13 protein-coding genes are annotated in these 15,102 nt (G+C 67.0%); 5 read left to right on the forward strand and 8 right to left on the reverse strand.

Features of this window, described 5'->3' with window-relative positions:
- The first annotated feature begins 277 nt into the window (after positions 1-277).
- The gene (locus tag ACK4HJ_RS09290) at positions 278-721 is read left to right on the forward strand and encodes a hypothetical protein (RefSeq protein WP_409830288.1); all 444 of its coding nucleotides are present in this window, start codon (positions 278-280) and stop codon (positions 719-721) included.
- Between the two features lie 246 nt (positions 722-967).
- Entirely contained in the window at positions 968-1,537 is a 570-nt protein-coding gene (locus ACK4HJ_RS09295; RefSeq protein ID WP_409830291.1) for a cob(I)yrinic acid a,c-diamide adenosyltransferase, read from the forward strand.
- A 53-nt stretch (positions 1,538-1,590) separates the two neighbouring features.
- Here the strand turns inward: ACK4HJ_RS09295 and ACK4HJ_RS09300 are convergent, their stop codons facing one another.
- From ACK4HJ_RS09300 to ACK4HJ_RS09320, 5 genes are all read right to left on the reverse strand, one after another.
- On the reverse strand, positions 1,591-3,564 hold the full coding sequence (locus tag ACK4HJ_RS09300; protein ID WP_409830293.1) for an IPTL-CTERM sorting domain-containing protein: 1,974 nt from the start codon (positions 3,562-3,564) through the stop codon (positions 1,591-1,593).
- Positions 3,565-3,686: 122 nt separating this feature from the next.
- Positions 3,687-4,109, reverse strand: coding sequence for a hotdog fold thioesterase (locus tag ACK4HJ_RS09305; RefSeq protein WP_409830296.1), 423 nt, complete (start codon positions 4,107-4,109; stop codon positions 3,687-3,689).
- 68 nt (positions 4,110-4,177) lie between these two features.
- The gene (locus tag ACK4HJ_RS09310; RefSeq protein ID WP_409830299.1) at positions 4,178-5,329 is read right to left on the reverse strand and encodes an ABC transporter substrate-binding protein; all 1,152 of its coding nucleotides are present in this window, start codon (positions 5,327-5,329) and stop codon (positions 4,178-4,180) included.
- Positions 5,330-5,490: 161 nt separating this feature from the next.
- Positions 5,491-7,032, reverse strand: a complete 1,542-nt coding sequence (locus ACK4HJ_RS09315; RefSeq protein ID WP_409830301.1) for an acetyl-CoA hydrolase/transferase family protein — start codon at positions 7,030-7,032, stop codon at positions 5,491-5,493.
- Positions 7,033-7,148: 116 nt separating this feature from the next.
- The gene (locus tag ACK4HJ_RS09320; protein ID WP_409830304.1) at positions 7,149-8,435 is read right to left on the reverse strand and encodes a solute carrier family 23 protein; all 1,287 of its coding nucleotides are present in this window, start codon (positions 8,433-8,435) and stop codon (positions 7,149-7,151) included.
- 103 nt (positions 8,436-8,538) lie between these two features.
- On the opposite strand from ACK4HJ_RS09320, the gene ACK4HJ_RS09325 reads away from it, so the two are divergent.
- Both ACK4HJ_RS09325 and ACK4HJ_RS09330 read left to right on the forward strand, forming a co-directional pair.
- Positions 8,539-9,291: a zf-TFIIB domain-containing protein gene (locus ACK4HJ_RS09325; RefSeq protein WP_409830306.1), complete on the forward strand. Its 753-nt coding sequence runs from the start codon at positions 8,539-8,541 to the stop codon at positions 9,289-9,291.
- A 212-nt stretch (positions 9,292-9,503) separates the two neighbouring features.
- A complete protein-coding gene (locus tag ACK4HJ_RS09330) occupies positions 9,504-10,406 on the forward strand; it encodes a class I SAM-dependent methyltransferase (protein ID WP_409830308.1) in 903 nt (300 codons plus the stop codon).
- 81 nt (positions 10,407-10,487) lie between these two features.
- Here ACK4HJ_RS09330 and ubiM read toward each other — a convergent pair whose 3' ends face one another.
- On the reverse strand, positions 10,488-11,750 hold the full coding sequence (gene ubiM / locus ACK4HJ_RS09335) for a 5-demethoxyubiquinol-8 5-hydroxylase UbiM (RefSeq protein ID WP_409830311.1): 1,263 nt from the start codon (positions 11,748-11,750) through the stop codon (positions 10,488-10,490).
- Positions 11,751-11,972: 222 nt separating this feature from the next.
- Positions 11,973-12,431, reverse strand: coding sequence for a hypothetical protein (locus tag ACK4HJ_RS09340; RefSeq protein WP_409830314.1), 459 nt, complete (start codon positions 12,429-12,431; stop codon positions 11,973-11,975).
- Positions 12,432-12,546: 115 nt separating this feature from the next.
- On the opposite strand from ACK4HJ_RS09340, the gene ACK4HJ_RS09345 reads away from it, so the two are divergent.
- A complete protein-coding gene (locus tag ACK4HJ_RS09345) occupies positions 12,547-13,104 on the forward strand; it encodes a DUF4256 domain-containing protein (protein ID WP_409830316.1) in 558 nt (185 codons plus the stop codon).
- A 99-nt stretch (positions 13,105-13,203) separates the two neighbouring features.
- Here the strand turns inward: ACK4HJ_RS09345 and ACK4HJ_RS09350 are convergent, their stop codons facing one another.
- On the reverse strand, positions 13,204-14,751 hold the full coding sequence (locus ACK4HJ_RS09350; protein WP_409830319.1) for a BCCT family transporter: 1,548 nt from the start codon (positions 14,749-14,751) through the stop codon (positions 13,204-13,206).
- Positions 14,752-15,102: the final 351 nt, after the last annotated feature.

The raw sequence follows: 15,102 nt of genomic DNA on the forward strand, positions 1-15,102 counted from the left end.
CCGCGGCAGAGCCGCTTGCGCCAGCACTCTTGCCTGCTGTTGCCATGATCAACATTTGCCAGCGCGGTGTAACCCAGGGGGCTCCGTTTGTGTAGGACATTCCTCTGGATGTACCCAGACGTACCGCTTTCGGAGGGATGCCGGAGAGAGACGACCGGCGTCACTGCGCATGTCCTACAGGCACGGGCTTTTGGCTTCAAAAGAATGAAATGCACCACTTCGCTGGTTTTTGGTTTTTATTTATTCAATTGTTTTTTGAACCAAGGAGCTCATCACCATGAAAAAGCACACTGTTATCGCAGCACTTGCCACCATCGCCTGCTCTGCAGCCATGGCCCAAGCCCCCGCCCCTGTGACCGCGCGCCCTGCTGCCGAAGTGGCCCCTATCGCATCGGGCGGCCCTGCGGCTGCAGCAGCCCAGAACAAGGTGGAGCAACGCACCTACCAAAGCACGCAAGTCCCCATGGACCCCGCCAAGGGCGATGGGCGAGGCGCACCGGTGGCAGAAATCAACCCCAGCGCTGCAGGCGGCAAGGCCGCTGCCAACGCTGACGCCCGTGTGAATGCCCGCCTGATGGACAGCAATGGCGATGGCATGGTGTCGCGCCAGGAATGGGACGTGTATCACACCAACGCCTGGAACATGATGCAGCCCGGTGGCTCCGGTGTTTCCACTGCAGACATCGACCGCCTGAACCGCATGCCCACGACCACGCACTGATGCCAGCCTGCTCGCTGCGTGCATGAACGCGCAGCAATGTGCAAGCTTCAAACGCCCCGCGCGCCTTTTCTTTCTGCTGGCGCGCGGGGCGTTGCGCATTGATCGGTGCCTTGGCCCCTGCCCGCTTCATGCCAGCCGCAAGATGGCGCAGAATCTCCACACATCTGTTGCGCATACTTCGCATAGAACCCTCCGCAAAGGGTGCTGCGCAGCCAACTCCGATTCCTGACCGAGACATCGAACGCCATGGGCAACCGACTCACGCAAATCGCCACGCGCACCGGCGACGCAGGCACCACCGGCCTGGGCAACAACCAGCGCGTGTCCAAGAACAACCTGCGCATCCACGCCATGGGAGACGTGGACGAACTCAATTCCCACATCGGCCTGCTGCTGTGCGAGCCCCTGCCCGACGGCGTCCGTGCGCTGCTGGTGGAGATCCAGCACCAGCTGTTCAATCTGGGCGGTGAGCTGTCCATCCCTGGTTTCGAGCTGCTTAAGGCCGACGCCGTGCTGGCGCTGGACGACGCCCTGGCCGAGCACAACGCTGCCCTTCCGCGACTGCAGGAATTCATCCTGCCCGCTGGCACCCGCGCCGCGTCGCAGGCCCACGTGTGCCGCACCGTGGCCCGCCGTGCCGAGCGCGCTGTGGTGGCGCTGGGCAACGAGGAAGCCCTCAACGATGCGCCGCGCCAATACCTCAACCGCCTGTCCGACCTGATGTTCGTGCTGGCCCGCGTGCTCAACCGCATGGACGGCGGGGATGACGTTTACTGGAAGAGCGAGCGCATGGCGCGAGAGACAGCACCCGACTGACGGGCCGCGCGAACGCCAGCGCCGGATGGCGGGGACATTGCGGAGCGTGTGATTCAGCGCGGCGGCAGGCCCTGTTGCCGGCGCCGCAGATGCCAGCCCCCGCCGAGTAGCGCGAGCAACGAGGTCAGCAGTAGAGCCCAGGTCTGCAGCGTCGGAATGGCCGCCGAGTTGACAGGCACAGCCAGGGCCACCGGGTCGTCTATGACACCGGGTGTTGCGTTGAAATCCCCCGTGGCCGCTCCGGTGGAGCCCGCCGCCTGCGCGTCGGTCACTGAGAAACTCAGCGCATTGGCGCCTGCCGGTATGCTCGGCCAGAGCGCCCAACCTGATCCCGTGTACTTGAGCAGCACGGCACCCGCCGGCACCGGGCCCGGAAAAGTCAGCGTTACCGTCGTGCTTCCGCCAGCGGTGCATCCCGTCGCTTGGAAGCCAATCTGGCCGTACGGCAATGCATACCCGGCGGGCATGGGTGCTCCGCCATTGGTGGTCGTGGTGAACACGCAGCTGCTGCCGGAGATCTGCAGATTCACCGTGCCGCCCGCTGTGGTTTGCGTGGCGGAGGCGCGCGTGAACAGCGCTGTGGCATTCTGGGCGGTCCCGGCGGTCAGGTTGCACGTACTGGCAGTGCCTGCGCCGGCACACGCGCCTCCCCATTGCACAAAACTGTTGCTGGCATCGGCGGTGGCGGTGAGCGTGATGGCCGGGTCTCCGACCGCCGTGCTCAGGCTGCAGGCGCCACTGGCGGATCGGCAGTTAACGATGCCTGCGGGCGCCGAGTCCACACGGCCGGAGCCGGTAACTGCCACATTGACGAGGACCGACTCGATCTCAACGGCCCCGATGTCGCACTGCGTGCCTTGCGGGCGGCTGATGCCCCGTTGATCGGCGCTGGCCAAGGGCGATGCGTCGCAGGCCACTGCATCCCGCAGCGCCGAGGTTATCGCGGGGAGATGCGTGGGTTGCGCTCCGCCGTTGTTGCCCAGGTTGCCCAGCGCAAGCCCTGCGGTGCCCTGGTTGTTGAAGCTGCCCTGGTTGTTGGTGATGGTGACGTTGCTGCCAAAGTAGCTGCCAGTGGCCGATTCAATGGTGCCCGACACGTCGTCCGCAGAACCGCCAGTTGCTAGGGCGTTTCCTGCGACCGCTGGCATTGCCCCGGCTCCCGATGTATTGCCTGCAACGACCGTGTTGATGAATGTATCTGTCGACACACTAGAGCTGACGCCGCCGCCACCGTCGCTGGCCGCATTGCCGACTAAAGTTGCCTGAATAATTTCACTGACGCCGTTGGTGATCCGCAGTCCACCGCCTACGGAGTCCGCACCCAGCGCCGCATTGCCGCTAAAGGTGCTGTTCACTATGCGCAGACTGGATCCCGCGTACTGCACACCCCCACCGTGCGCGCTCGCGCCATTGGTGGTGTTGTTCATGATCGTGCTGTTCCGGATATCCAGAATTCCGGCGCCAACTACCCGGATGCCACCGCCAAAGGAGTTGCTCGTGTTGTTGCGGATCAGGCTGCTAACGACGTTCACCGTGACAGAGGTGCCGTAAATGCCACCGCCGCCGAGACCTTGTTCCTGGTTGTTTTGCACCACGCTGTTTCGCAGCGTAAGGGTGGACGAGAAGGATCCGACGGATATTCCGGCGCCACCTCCAAACGCCGCGCCATCCTGGATGATGAGACCGTTGAGTTCCACGGTGATTCCATTTGCCAGCGCCAAGACCCGGAACGCATTCGCGCCGGAGATTGTGATGTCGGGCGCGCCATCCCCATTGCGATCACCGTCAATCGTGACATCGCTGGTGATCTGGAGCTCGGCGCTCGTCAGGGTGATGGTGGAAACGCTGTTGTCGAACCGGATGGTGTGGCTGCCTGGGGTGGCCGCTGCATCCGCCAGCGCCTGGCGCAGGCTGCCGAGGCCGGCATCGTTGGCGCTGGTGACCGTGAAAGTTGCGGCGTGGGTGGCACCCGAGACCCCCAGCGCAAGCGCTGGGCCAGACAGTGATCGCAACAGGCTGTGGCTCATCGAGAAGTCCTCCTGGGCGGCGATGCTACCGTGATCGCGATTTCGCGACACCGCGCCGTGTCAATCCCCTGGGGCTGGCGGCGTTGCCCTGCGACGGGCGGCAACGGTCTTGATGGCCTGCGTCAGCGCGGCGCCAGGATTGCCATCGTCAGCCGCGACACACAGGTCAGCTCGCCCGCCTCGTTGTGCAGATCGATGTGCCACACATGCGTGGTGCGGCCGATGTGCACGGGCTTCGCCGTGCCGGTCACCCAGCCGCTGGTCGCAGAGCGCAGGTGGTTGGCGTTGATGTCCAGGCCGACAGCGCGGTAGCCCTCAGGCAGTGTGTAGTAGGCGCCGGTGGAGCCCAGCGACTCGGCCAGCACCACGCTCACGCCGCCGTGCAGCAGGCCGAAAGGTTGCACGGTGCGGTGGTCCACCGGCACCCGGGCGCGAAGGAAATCGTCGCCCACCTCGACAAACTCAATGCCCAGGTGCTCAACGGCAGTGTTGTGGTTGGCGGCCTTCAGCAGGGCCAGGTCGATGGGTTTTTTCCAGATGGGCATGGTGATGTTCACGGTTCAGCGGCAAGTCAGTGCAAGCCGCTGATTGTGCCAATGCCCTTGCCGCAGCGTCAGCCGACAAACTTCCCGTTGGCGCCCATCACGCCCAGGTCCAGAAAACGCGATCCCACATAGGGCGCGCCGCCTGCGTAGTCGATGGACAGACCGCCCAGGTCATTGCTGCGGATGCCCGCCAGCGCATTGCGCAGCTTGGCGCGGGTCAGGTCGCGACCGGCGCGTTCCAGGCCCTCGGCCAGCACGCGGGCGTTCACATAGCCTTCAAAGCTGCGGGCCGAGAAATCCTGGTAGCCCAGTGCGCGCATGGCCTTCTGGTAGTCGCGCACCACGGCAAAGCTGGTGCGGGCTGCGTCGGGCAGCACCATCGACAGCGCAATGCCCGAGGCCTTGCCGCCCAGCTGGCGCAGGTTGTCGCCCGAGAGCGCCACGCTGGTGGCGGCCAGAGGCGTGCTGGGCGAGACTTTCTTGAACTCATTGACCAAGGTGGCGGTGATGTCGCCCGCTGTGCCCAGCAGCACGGCATTGGGCTTGGCGGCCACGGCCTTGCCCACGATGTCTGCCACCTGGGCGCCTTGGGCATCGAGCTTGAAGGCCTTGGGCGCGGGCTGCTTGGCGGCGGCCATGGCCATGGTCACATCGGCCAGAAACTCGCGGCCAAAGGCGGTGTCCTGGTACACGATGGCCAGGTCGGTGATGCCCATGGACACGAGCTTTTGCGCCAGGCGCTGGGCTTCGTCGGTGTAGCTGGCGCGCACGTGGAACACCGAACGGTACTCGGCCTTGCGCAGCGATGTGGCGCCGCTTTGCGGGGCCACGTAGGGGATCTGCGCCTCGTCCACCAGCGGCATGATGCGCTGGTTGTTGGCCGTGCCCATGCACGAGATCAGCGATACCACATTGGCATCGGCGATCAGCTTGCGCACGTTGTCTTCAGAGCGCGCGGCGTCGTAGCCGTCGTCCAGCGCCAGCAGTTTGATCTCGCGGCCGTGGATGCCCTTGGCGTTGGCCTGGGCAAACCCGGCGTCCAGGCCCTGCTTCAGCTCCTTGCCCAGGCTGGCCAACGCGCCGGTGGCGCCGATGGAGCAGCCGATGGTCACGCTCTTGGCGTCCATCGGGTCCTGCACACCCACGGCGCGCGACAACGGGGCCAGCAACAGACCGGTGCTGGCGGCAACAAGGGATTGGGTGAACTGGCGACGTTGCATGATGAAAAAACTCGCAGGCAAAAAGGCAGCCAGCCCCGAAGGGGGCTGGCGGGGATTGGACAAGGGAGGTCGATAGACCTAAGGGTAAACCCTGATTTTACGACTTGAAGCTGCCAATTGGCTGTCAAAGGCCTGCGGGCTCCGGGATAGCGCCGTGCCCTCTACGCTGCGCTGGTGGGGCCCGCTGGCGCGCGCATCGTGCCCGTCTCCACATACCGCTGGTGCCACGACAGCGCCTCGGCCAGCACATGCGGCGTGTGCTGCCCTACAGCCACCTTGCGCGCACGGGCCAGGTACTCGTGCAGGGCGGGGCGGAAGTCCGGGTGCGCACAGCGGTCGATGATGATGTCGGCGCGCTGCGTGGGCGAGTGGCCGCGCAGGTCTGCCAGGCCCTGCTCCGTGACAAGGATCTGCACATCGTGCTCGGTGTGGTCTACGTGCGAGACCATGGGCACGATGCACGAGATGCTGCCGTTCTTGGCCAGCGAGGGCGTCATGAAGATGGACAGGTAGGCATTGCGCGCAAAGTCGCCCGATCCGCCGATGCCGTTCATGATGGCCGAGCCCATGATGTGCGTGCTGTTCACGTTGCCGTAGATGTCGGCCTCGATCATGCCGTTCATAGCGATGAGACCCATGCGGCGGATCAGCTCGGGGTGGTTGCTGATCTCCTGTGGGCGCAGCACGATGCGCTCTTTGTAGAAATCGATGCGGTCGTTGAACTGCTGCATCGCCGTGGGGCTGAGTGACAGCGCCGTGGCCGAGGCGCTGGCCAGCGTGCCCGAGCGCAGCATGTCCAGCATGCCGTCCTGCAGAACCTCGGTGTAGGCCGTGAGGTTCTCGAACGGCCCGTGGTTCAGCCCCGCCAGCACCGCGTTGGCAATGTTGCCCACGCCCGACTGCAGCGGCAGCAGGTCCTTGGGCAGGCGGCCCTTCTTCACCTCGTGCTGCAGAAACTCGATGATGTGGCCCGCGATGCGGTTGGAGGTCTCATCGGGCGCGGCGTACACGCTGTTGCGGTCGGGCTGGTTGGTCATCACCACGGCAATCACCTTGGACGGGTCGCAGCGCAGGTAAGGCTCGCCAATGCGCTCGTCGGGCCGCGTCATGGGGATGGGCTTGCGGTGCGGCGGCCTGTCGGTGCCGTAGTAGATGTCGTGCATGCCCTCCAGCTGCGGGTTGTGCCAGGCATTCACTTCCAGGATGACCTTGTCGGCCTGGTCCAGCCAGGTCTTGTTGTTGCCTACCGAAGACGAGGGGATCAGCCGCCCGTCGGGCAGTACCCCCGCGACCTCTACCACCGCCACATCGAGCTTGCCCAGAAAGCCGAACCACACAAACTGCGCAACGTGCGACAGGTGGATGTCCACGTACTGCATCTGCCCCGCGTTGATCTGGCGGCGTACCGTGGGGTCGGACTGGTAGGGCAGGCGCATCTCGATGCCATCCACCTGCGCGAGAGCACCGTCCAGCTCGGGCGCGGTGCTGGCGCCTGTCCACAGGCCGATCTTGAAGCCCTTGCCCTGCGCGTTCAGGCTCTCGATGCGGCGCGCCAGCGCGCCCGGCACCGCCTTGGGGTAGCCCGCGCCCGTGAATCCGCTCATGCCCACGTGGGCACCGGCCGGAATCAGCGCGGCGGCCTCGTCGGCGGACATGGTGCGGGAGAGAAAGTCGGGGTACAGCACCCGGTCGGCCAGGGACATGAAAACAGCCTCCGCAAACAGAAGGGCCTCCCGCCACATGGCTGGGAGGCCCTGGTCAAACCCCGAATCCTAGCGGGTGTCGCTGAGGAATCACGGGTTAACCCTTATCAAACCGCTCAAGCTTTGCGGTTGAGCAAGGCATACAGCAGGATGGCGCCAAACGTGGCTGTGCCAATGCCGCCCAGCGCAAACTGGCCGAACTTGAGCGTGAAGTCGCCCGTGCCCAGGATGAGGGTGATGGCCGCCACGATGAGGTTCTTGTTCTGCGAAAAATCGACCTTGTTGTCCACCCAGATTTTGGCGCCCGCCACGGCAATCAGGCCAAACACGACGATGGAGACACCACCCATCACCGGCAGCGGAATGGTCTGGATCAAAGCGCCGAACTTGGGGGAAAAGCCCAGCACCAGCGCAAACACCCCCGCCAGCAAGAACACGGCGGTGGAATAGATCTTGGTCGCTGCCATCACGCCAATGTTTTCGGCATAGGTGGTCACGCCCGTGCCGCCCACGCCGCCACTCACCATGGTGGCCACGCCGTCGCCCATGAACGCGCGGCCCATGTAGCGGTCCAGGTCACGGCCCGTCATGGCCGTCACGGCCTTGATGTGGCCCAGGTTTTCGGCCACCAGGATGATGGCCACGGGCGCGATCAGCAGCATGGCGTTGGCCTCGAACACCGGCGCGGCAAAGTTGGGCATGCCCACCCACGCGGCGTTGGCCAGGATGGAGAGGTCGATGGGCTTGCCCAGGCCGAGGCCATTGGTCAGCACCGCATAGATGATGCTGGCCACGATCAAGCCCACCAGAATCAGCAGGCGTTGCACCATGCCGCGAGTGAGCACGGCCACCAGGCCCACGCTCACAAAGGTCACCAGCTGCATCCAGCTGTCAAAGTTGCTGGCGGCCATGTTCTTGATGGGAATGCCCGCCAGGTTCAGCCCGATCACCGCCACCACCGAGCCGGTGACCACCGGCGGCATGAAGCGTTCGATCCAGCCGGTGCCAATGGCCTGCACCAGCGCACCGATCAGCGTATAGAGCAGGCCGCACGCAATGATGCCCCCCAGCGCCACGCCAATGTTGGCGTTGGGCCCGCTGCTCGCATAGCCCGTGGCGGCGATCACCACGCCGATGAAAGCGAAGCTCGACCCCAGGTAGCTGGGCACCCGCCCGCCAGTCACCAGGAAAAAGATCAGCGTGCCCACGCCGCTCATCAGGATGGCCACGTTGGGGTCAAAGCCCATCAGGATGGGCGCCAGCACCGTGGCGCCAAACATTGCAATCACGTGCTGAACCCCCATCACCGCAGTGTGCGGCCAGGAAAGTCGTTCATCGGGCGCAATCACGCCGCCCTGCTGCAGCACATCGGCGCTTTTCACGCGCCAGTCCATCAATCCCATGGGTTCGTTCCTTGTTGTGTGAAGGCGCGAATGCTAGTGCATGTAACCGTGTGCAACAGCCCCGGGTTAGGATGCGGCCCCATCGCCTTCGCCCGCCGCTGCCATGTCGCCTCAGCCGTCCTGCCCTTCGTGCCGCCAGCCCATGCAGGTGCACCGCTTTACCAGCAACCAGGGCGAGCCGCTGGAGCTGGACATCTGCTTTGCCTGCCAGGGCCTGTGGTTTGACCGGTACGAGAACCTCAAGCTCTCGCCCGCGTCGGTGGTGGAGCTGTTCCGTCTGCTGCACGAACACCGTACCGACCAACACCAGCCCCTGGGCAGCCCCATGGCCTGCCCCCGCTGCAACACCACCCTGACCCAGGGCTTTGACGTGGTGCGCAGCGGCCGCTACATGGTCTATCGGTGCGGCCGACAGCATGGCCGCTTCAGCACCTTTGCGTCCTTCATGGTCGAAAAGGCGTTTGTGCGCCACCTCACCCGCACCGAGATCGACGACCTCGCTCAACGTGTAGGCGCCATCTACTGCACAAGCTGCGGTGCGCCGGTGGACATCCGCAAGGACCACGCCTGCCCCTACTGCCGCGCCGCGTTCTCCCTCATCGATCCCCAGGCCGTGGCCCGCGCCCTGGAGGGCTACACCAGCGCCGGCCAGCGGGGCGGCCTTGCACCCGCGCCCGTGCAGCCCGTGGACATCGGCGACGCCCTGGTGGCCCTGGAGCGCGACCGTGCCCGCGCCGAGCGCGAGCGCCAGAAAAGCGCTGTGCACAAGTGGGCCCACCATGCAGACAGCGGCACCGCCGATCTGGTGGCTGCGGGGGTGGAACTGGTCTGGAATGCGCTGATCCGCAGGCATTGATGCGGCCCCCGCGTCGGGTGCACAGCGGATGCCCCACCCCCGCAGGGGGCCATACCGCTGCGTGGCATGGTGGCAGTCCACAATGCCCTGAAGGGTCTGCGCGGACACCGGTGACCACGGATGCTGTGAAAAGCTCAGCGTCGACGGCACCCCGCGCTGCGCAGCCCGGCCGCAGGCCTTTGCCTGATGACGCCGCCACGGAGGAGACACGCGTGCCGCAGCCATCCGCCCCCACCCTTGCCACCCCAGCCCGACGGGCGAAGACCCGCGCGGCGACCTCGGCCCCCAGCGCCCGACAACGCTGCGCCCAACTCCCCCCCGTCCCCAGCACCCTGCTCATCCCCCTGGCCGCGCGCGCGCGGGGCGGCCGCTACTTTCCGTGGTTGGACTGCGCCGACACGGCGGCGCCGGCGCTGCTGCAGCGGCTGGGAACGAATGTGGAGCCGTACCTGGACGACCTGCCCACCGTGCTCAACGTGCTGTGGCGCACACGTGCCATCAAAGCCGTGGGGGAGGCGTTTTTTGCGCAGCACCCGCGCGCGCTGGGGGCCAACCTGGGGTGCGGGCTGACGCACTACTTTCAATGGCTGGACACCGGGCTCAACCATTGGCTGGATGCCGACCTGGCCCCCGTGATGGCGCTGCGCCAGCCGTTGATGCCGCTGCCGTGCCCGCGCGCGCGCCAGGCCGTGGAAGACCTTGCCCAGCAAGGCTGGTGGCAGCGGCTCGCCCTGCCCGAAGGGCGCCGCGCCCGCCCCGTGCTGCTGGTGTGCGAAGGCGTGCTGATGTACCTGCAGCCCGCGCAGGTGCAGGCGGTGCTAACGGAGTTTGCAGAGCATGCGCCTGCCGGGTCGCGCATGGTGCTGGACGTGCTCACCAGGCAAGCCGTGGGGCTGGCGGCCCACCATGCCAGCGTGGGGCCCACCGGGGCGCAGTTCTGCTGGGGCGTGGGCCGCATGGACGAGTTGGAGCAGGCCCACCCGCGCCTTGCACTGCTGCGCGAGCAGAGCGTGGCCGAATGCTATGGCTGGCCCGGCATTGCGCTGGACATGCTGTGCCGCCCCTGGCTGGGCGCGCCGCTGTATGGTCTGGCGACGCTGGGGGTCAGGGACTGAAGCGCGCCAAGCCGCTTCGCGTCTTCCCTGTCAAGTGGGCAGCCATGCAGCTTGGCAAGTGCGCCCGTCGCATTGGGTGCGCTATGGCCTGAGCGCCAACGCGCGCATCCAGGGGGGCGGTTCGCCCGTCAACTGCCCTACGATGGCCGACTGCAGCGGCGGCAGCCGCCGCGCACCCTGCAGCACCAGCTGGCGCAGCACGCGCGGCAGCGGGCGGGCGTCGGTGTAGAGCCGCACGATGGCGTTGGTGCCCTGGTAGAGGGGCCAGGCGTGGCGGTGGTGCTCGCGCGCGTACGGGGCCAGGGCGTCAGCGCTGCCAATGTCCTGCCCGCGCTGGCGGGCGCTGGCCAGGGCGGCCGTCAAACGTTCCACACCCGCCAGGCCCAGGTTGTAGCCGTGGGCCGTCACCGGGTGCATGCCCACGGCGGCATCGCCCAGCAGCGCGCAGCGGTGGCCCGCAAAGCGCTGGGCGTACACGGCCACCAGCGGATAGGCAAAGCGGTCGCCCACCAGCGCCATCGGGCCCAGGCGGTGTTGCAGCTGGGCCTGCACCTGGGCGGCAAACGCTTCAGCGCCGAGTGCCATCAGCGTGGCTGCGTCGCCCGCGCCCGCCGTCACCACCACCGAGCACAACGGGTGCCCGCCCTCGGCGTCGCCCGGCAGGGGCAGCACGGCCAGCGTGCGTTCGTAGCCAAAACACTCGTGCGCCACGCCGCCGTGGGGCAGGGTGTGGCGCATGCGGCAGACGATGACGGTGCGGCCAAAGTCGGTCATCTGCGCGCCAATGCCCAGCTGGCGCCGGGCGGGCGAAAAGCGGCTGTCGGCCGCCACCAGCAGCGGGGCGTGCAGGCGCTGTGGGGTGGACGTGCCGTCGAGTGCGGGCACGCAGTCCAGCTCGGTCTGCGCGCCGTTGGCCGCCACACGCGTGACCTGCATGCCGGCCAGGATGCGCACGCCCGGCGTGCGCGCTGCCACGGCGTAGGCGCTGCGGCGCAGCGCATGGTTGGGCACGATGAACCCCAGCGCGTCGCCCGCCGCGGCGCCGCGCGGGGGGCTCAACTGCAGCGCGCTGTGGCGGTCCAGCGGGCCGTCGTGCACCTGGGCCTGGCCGATCGTGCCGATCTCGGTGTCTGCCAGCAGCGCCCAGCTGCCCAGCCGCTGCAGTGTGGCGCGGCTGGGGTGGATGAGGGCGATCTCGCGACCGTCGGGCGGGGGATCGGCCAGCACGTCGGCAGGTTGCTGCTCCACCACCGTGGCCGCAAAGCCCGCCTGCGCCAGGGCAATGGCCAGCGACAGGCCCGCCGGGCCGGCGCCGACGATGAGAACGTCGCTGTGTGGGGTCATGGCAAATGCAAGAAAACCCGCCAGTAGGGCGGCTGAGTGAGCGCGCCATTGTGGGCGGGCACGCGCGGGCGGGTATTGCCCTGCGTCAATACCGCGGCACGGTATGCATTGCTACGATTTCAATAGCTTTTAGCGCTTGCTGAATATGCGCTAGAGGCCAAAAACGCTTCAAATCCGATGGGCGGAGGCGTGGTGGGCCGTCTGCGCCCCGTCCTCAGCCCCTCAGGCCGCTGCCTTGCGGCTGCGGGCGCTCTTGCTGCCTGCGCCACTTTTGCCCGCTGCCTTCTTGCGCGCCGGGCCCGAGCGCTTGCTGCCCCACAGGTGCAGCCCCCAGGCCACCGCCAGCCACAGGTACGACACGGGCACGCTCCACGCCGCCACCCACGCCAGCGACCCCGCCGGAGCCTTGATGGAGCGCGGTTGGGCCAGTGTCTGCAGCAGCTGCTGCGTGCCGGTGCCCAGCACGGGGTTGGCCTGCGCGCTGCCCGCGCGCGCCATGCGTGCGGCCATGAACACAAAGAACTCCATCAGCAGCGCGCCGATGAGGAAACACGCCACCAGCGCCATCACATGGCCCAGCGCCCGCCGGTCGCCCTTGGCCAGAAAGTACAGGGCCGACACCAGCACCAGGGCCAGCAGCAGCCACACCAGAGCGGGCCAGGCGGAGATCAAAATTTGCATGGGCAGGGGCGCGGGATAAAGGTGGGAGCGGCTGGCAGGGCGGGAGCGGCTGTGGATCATAGTCGCACGGGTGTGCGGGGCATACTGCAGCCACCAAAACGCACTGGTGACACCCATGAAAAAGTCCGTTGAGAGAAATGCCGTGCAGCCCCTGCTGCAAACGCTGCAAGAGCGGTTCGCCCGCCACGGCCACAGGCACCCCGGCCTGGATTGGCAGGACGTGCAGAGCCGCCTGGAGGCGCATCCCAAGGCCCTGCAATCCCTGGCGATGATGGAAGCCTACGGCGGCGAGCCGGACGTGATCGGTCGTGACGGGGCCAGCGGGCAGTACCTCTTTTGCGACTGTGCCGCCGAGAGCCCCTCCGGCCGCCGCAGCCTGTGCTACGACCGCGATGCGCTGGACACGCGCAAGGAGAACAAGCCCCAGGGTAGCGCAATGGAAATGGCGGCCGACATGGGCATCACGCTGCTGGACGAGGCGCAGTACCGCGCGCTGCAGGCGCTGGGCGAGTTCGACACCAAGACCTCCAGCTGGGTCGCCACGCCCGCCGGCGTGCGCGACCTGGGCGGCGCGCTGTTCGGCGACCGGCGCTACGGCCAGGTCTTCGTCTATCACAACGGAGCGCAGTCCTACTACGCAGCGCGCGGCTTCCGCGGCCTGCTGCGCGTGTGAGGGTGCAAAGGCAGGGTGGATGCCTTCACTATGAATTAGATAGCTGTCAGCGCTTGACGGATAAGCGCTGGAGGCCAAAAATACCCAAAGAATCGGAGCTTACCGAACCTGCTGCCCGGACGAACCGCCGCCCGGCTCCACCATCTGGCGCATGCGCCGCCGCAGTGCGCGGTCGCGGCGGTCCTCTTCTTCCCAGTCCGACTTCACGCCGCGCCACAGCGCCACGGCCATCAGCAGGATGACGGCAGTGAACGGCAACGCAAACACGATGGTGGCCGTCTGCACCGCCTTCACGCCGCCAGCCAGCAGCAGGCTGATGGCGATGCCGGACACCAGCAGGCCCCAGACGATCTTCACGCGGGCCGATGGGTTCTCGTTGCCGCGCGTGCTCATCATGCCCAGCACCAGCGTGGCCGAGTCGCCGGACGTGACGAAGAACACCAGTACCAGCACCGTGGCCACCACCGACATCACCGCGCCCCAGGGCAGGGCGTTGAACATTGCGAACATGGCGGTGGACACATCCGCGCCCACGGCCTGCGCCAGCGGCACGCCCTGTGCGATCTCCAGGTGCAGCGCGGCCCCGCCGAACACCGAGAACCACACGAATGCCGCCAGCGTGGGTGCCAGCACCGTGCCCAGAATGAACTCGCGGATGCTGCGCCCGCGCGAAACGCGCGCGATGAACAGGCCCACAAACGGCGACCAGCTCACCCACCAGGCCCAGTAAAAGACCGTCCAGCCGCTCACCCAGCTGCTGTCGCGAAACGGCGTCATGCGCAGGCTCATGCGCACAAATTCGCTCAGGTAGCTGCCCAGGGTGTTGGTGAAGGTGTCGATGATGATCACCGTGGGCCCCAGCGCAAACACCGCCAGCGCCAGCAGCCCCGCCAGCACCAGGTTGATGCTGGACAGCCACTTGATGCCGCGCGCCACCCCCGTGACGGCCGAGGTGAGGAACAGCACCGTGGTCACCACGATGATGCCCACCTGCGACGCCGCGCCCACGGGCAGGCCCCAGGCCGCATGCAGGCCGCTGTTGATCTGTAGCGCCCCCATGCCCAGCGATGCGGCCACGCCAAACGCGGTCGCAATCACCGCCAGCACGTTGATCAGCGGCCCCAGGCGCTTCAGCGGCGCCCAGGGAAGGCTTTGCACGGCCGTGCTCACCAGGGCCGAGCCTCCCTTGCGGAACTGAAAGAACGCAATCGCCAGCGCCACGATGCTGTACACCGCCCAGGGGTGCAGGCCCCAGTGGAAGAAGCTGTAGCGCATGGCTGCGTTGGCCGCCTCGGGCGTGTTCGGCGCGATGCCGGGTGGCGGTGCGCCATAGTGCGAAATCGGCTCGGCCACGCCCCAGAAGACCAGTCCGATGCCCATGCCCGCTGCAAACAGCATGGCAAACCAGGCGCCGATGGAGAACTCGGGCTCGTCGTCCTCCTGCCCCAGCTTCAGGTCGCCGTAGCGGCTGAAGGCCAGGATCAGCGCCATCACCACCAGGCCCAGCACCACCCACAGGTAGAACCAGCCAAAGTTGCGCGTGGTGGCAGCCAGCGCGGTGTCGAACACGGCACCCAGCGAATCGGGCGCGATCACGCCCCAGAGCACGATGGCGAGGATCAGCCCCGCCGAGACAAGAAGTTCCATGGATCACCTTTCTTCTGCTGCTTGATCGACCAGGAGTTGTGCAGACCCTGCCGCCGGCCGGGCGGCGCCCGGGGCGCAGCGTGCCACGGGGGCCGGATCGACGCAGGGGGCTCGGAACGCCAGCAAGGCGGGACGGGGCGGATGCCGCCTTCGGCGGCAGCTGCACAGCTCCGGAGTGAAAGCGGGCCGTGTCGCAAGGATAGTGCGAGGGCACGGCCCGGCGCCGATGCGCGCTTGGGGACCAGCGGCGCGGCAAGGCGGGGCATTGGCACGGCCCGCGTGCGCGGGGCTCAGGGCCCTGTAGGGGCGTGCGCCAATGAGGAGGGGCGCGAGTGTAGACAACAGGTGCGC

This window comes from Acidovorax sp. (assembly GCF_046294525.1).
In the GTDB taxonomy this organism is placed as follows: Bacteria; Pseudomonadota; Gammaproteobacteria; order Burkholderiales; family Burkholderiaceae_C; genus Acidovorax.

What these genes read in the sequence shown, in the direction of transcription:
- ACK4HJ_RS09290 (WP_409830288.1), top strand. Translation starts at nt 278, where the DNA reads ATGAAAAAGCACACTGTTATCGCAGCACTTGCCACCATCGCCTGCTCT.
- ACK4HJ_RS09295 (WP_409830291.1), top strand. Translation starts at nt 968, where the DNA reads ATGGGCAACCGACTCACGCAAATCGCCACGCGCACCGGCGACGCAGGC.
- ACK4HJ_RS09300 (WP_409830293.1), bottom strand. Translation starts at nt 3,564, where the DNA reads ATGAGCCACAGCCTGTTGCGATCACTGTCTGGCCCAGCGCTTGCGCTG.
- ACK4HJ_RS09305 (WP_409830296.1), bottom strand. Translation starts at nt 4,109, where the DNA reads ATGCCCATCTGGAAAAAACCCATCGACCTGGCCCTGCTGAAGGCCGCC.
- ACK4HJ_RS09310 (WP_409830299.1), bottom strand. Translation starts at nt 5,329, where the DNA reads ATGCAACGTCGCCAGTTCACCCAATCCCTTGTTGCCGCCAGCACCGGT.
- ACK4HJ_RS09315 (WP_409830301.1), bottom strand. Translation starts at nt 7,032, where the DNA reads ATGTCCCTGGCCGACCGGGTGCTGTACCCCGACTTTCTCTCCCGCACC.
- ACK4HJ_RS09320 (WP_409830304.1), bottom strand. Translation starts at nt 8,435, where the DNA reads ATGGGATTGATGGACTGGCGCGTGAAAAGCGCCGATGTGCTGCAGCAG.
- ACK4HJ_RS09325 (WP_409830306.1), top strand. Translation starts at nt 8,539, where the DNA reads ATGTCGCCTCAGCCGTCCTGCCCTTCGTGCCGCCAGCCCATGCAGGTG.
- ubiM (WP_409830311.1), bottom strand. Translation starts at nt 11,750, where the DNA reads ATGACCCCACACAGCGACGTTCTCATCGTCGGCGCCGGCCCGGCGGGC.
- ACK4HJ_RS09340 (WP_409830314.1), bottom strand. Translation starts at nt 12,431, where the DNA reads ATGCAAATTTTGATCTCCGCCTGGCCCGCTCTGGTGTGGCTGCTGCTG.
- ACK4HJ_RS09345 (WP_409830316.1), top strand. Translation starts at nt 12,547, where the DNA reads ATGAAAAAGTCCGTTGAGAGAAATGCCGTGCAGCCCCTGCTGCAAACG.
- ACK4HJ_RS09350 (WP_409830319.1), bottom strand. Translation starts at nt 14,751, where the DNA reads ATGGAACTTCTTGTCTCGGCGGGGCTGATCCTCGCCATCGTGCTCTGG.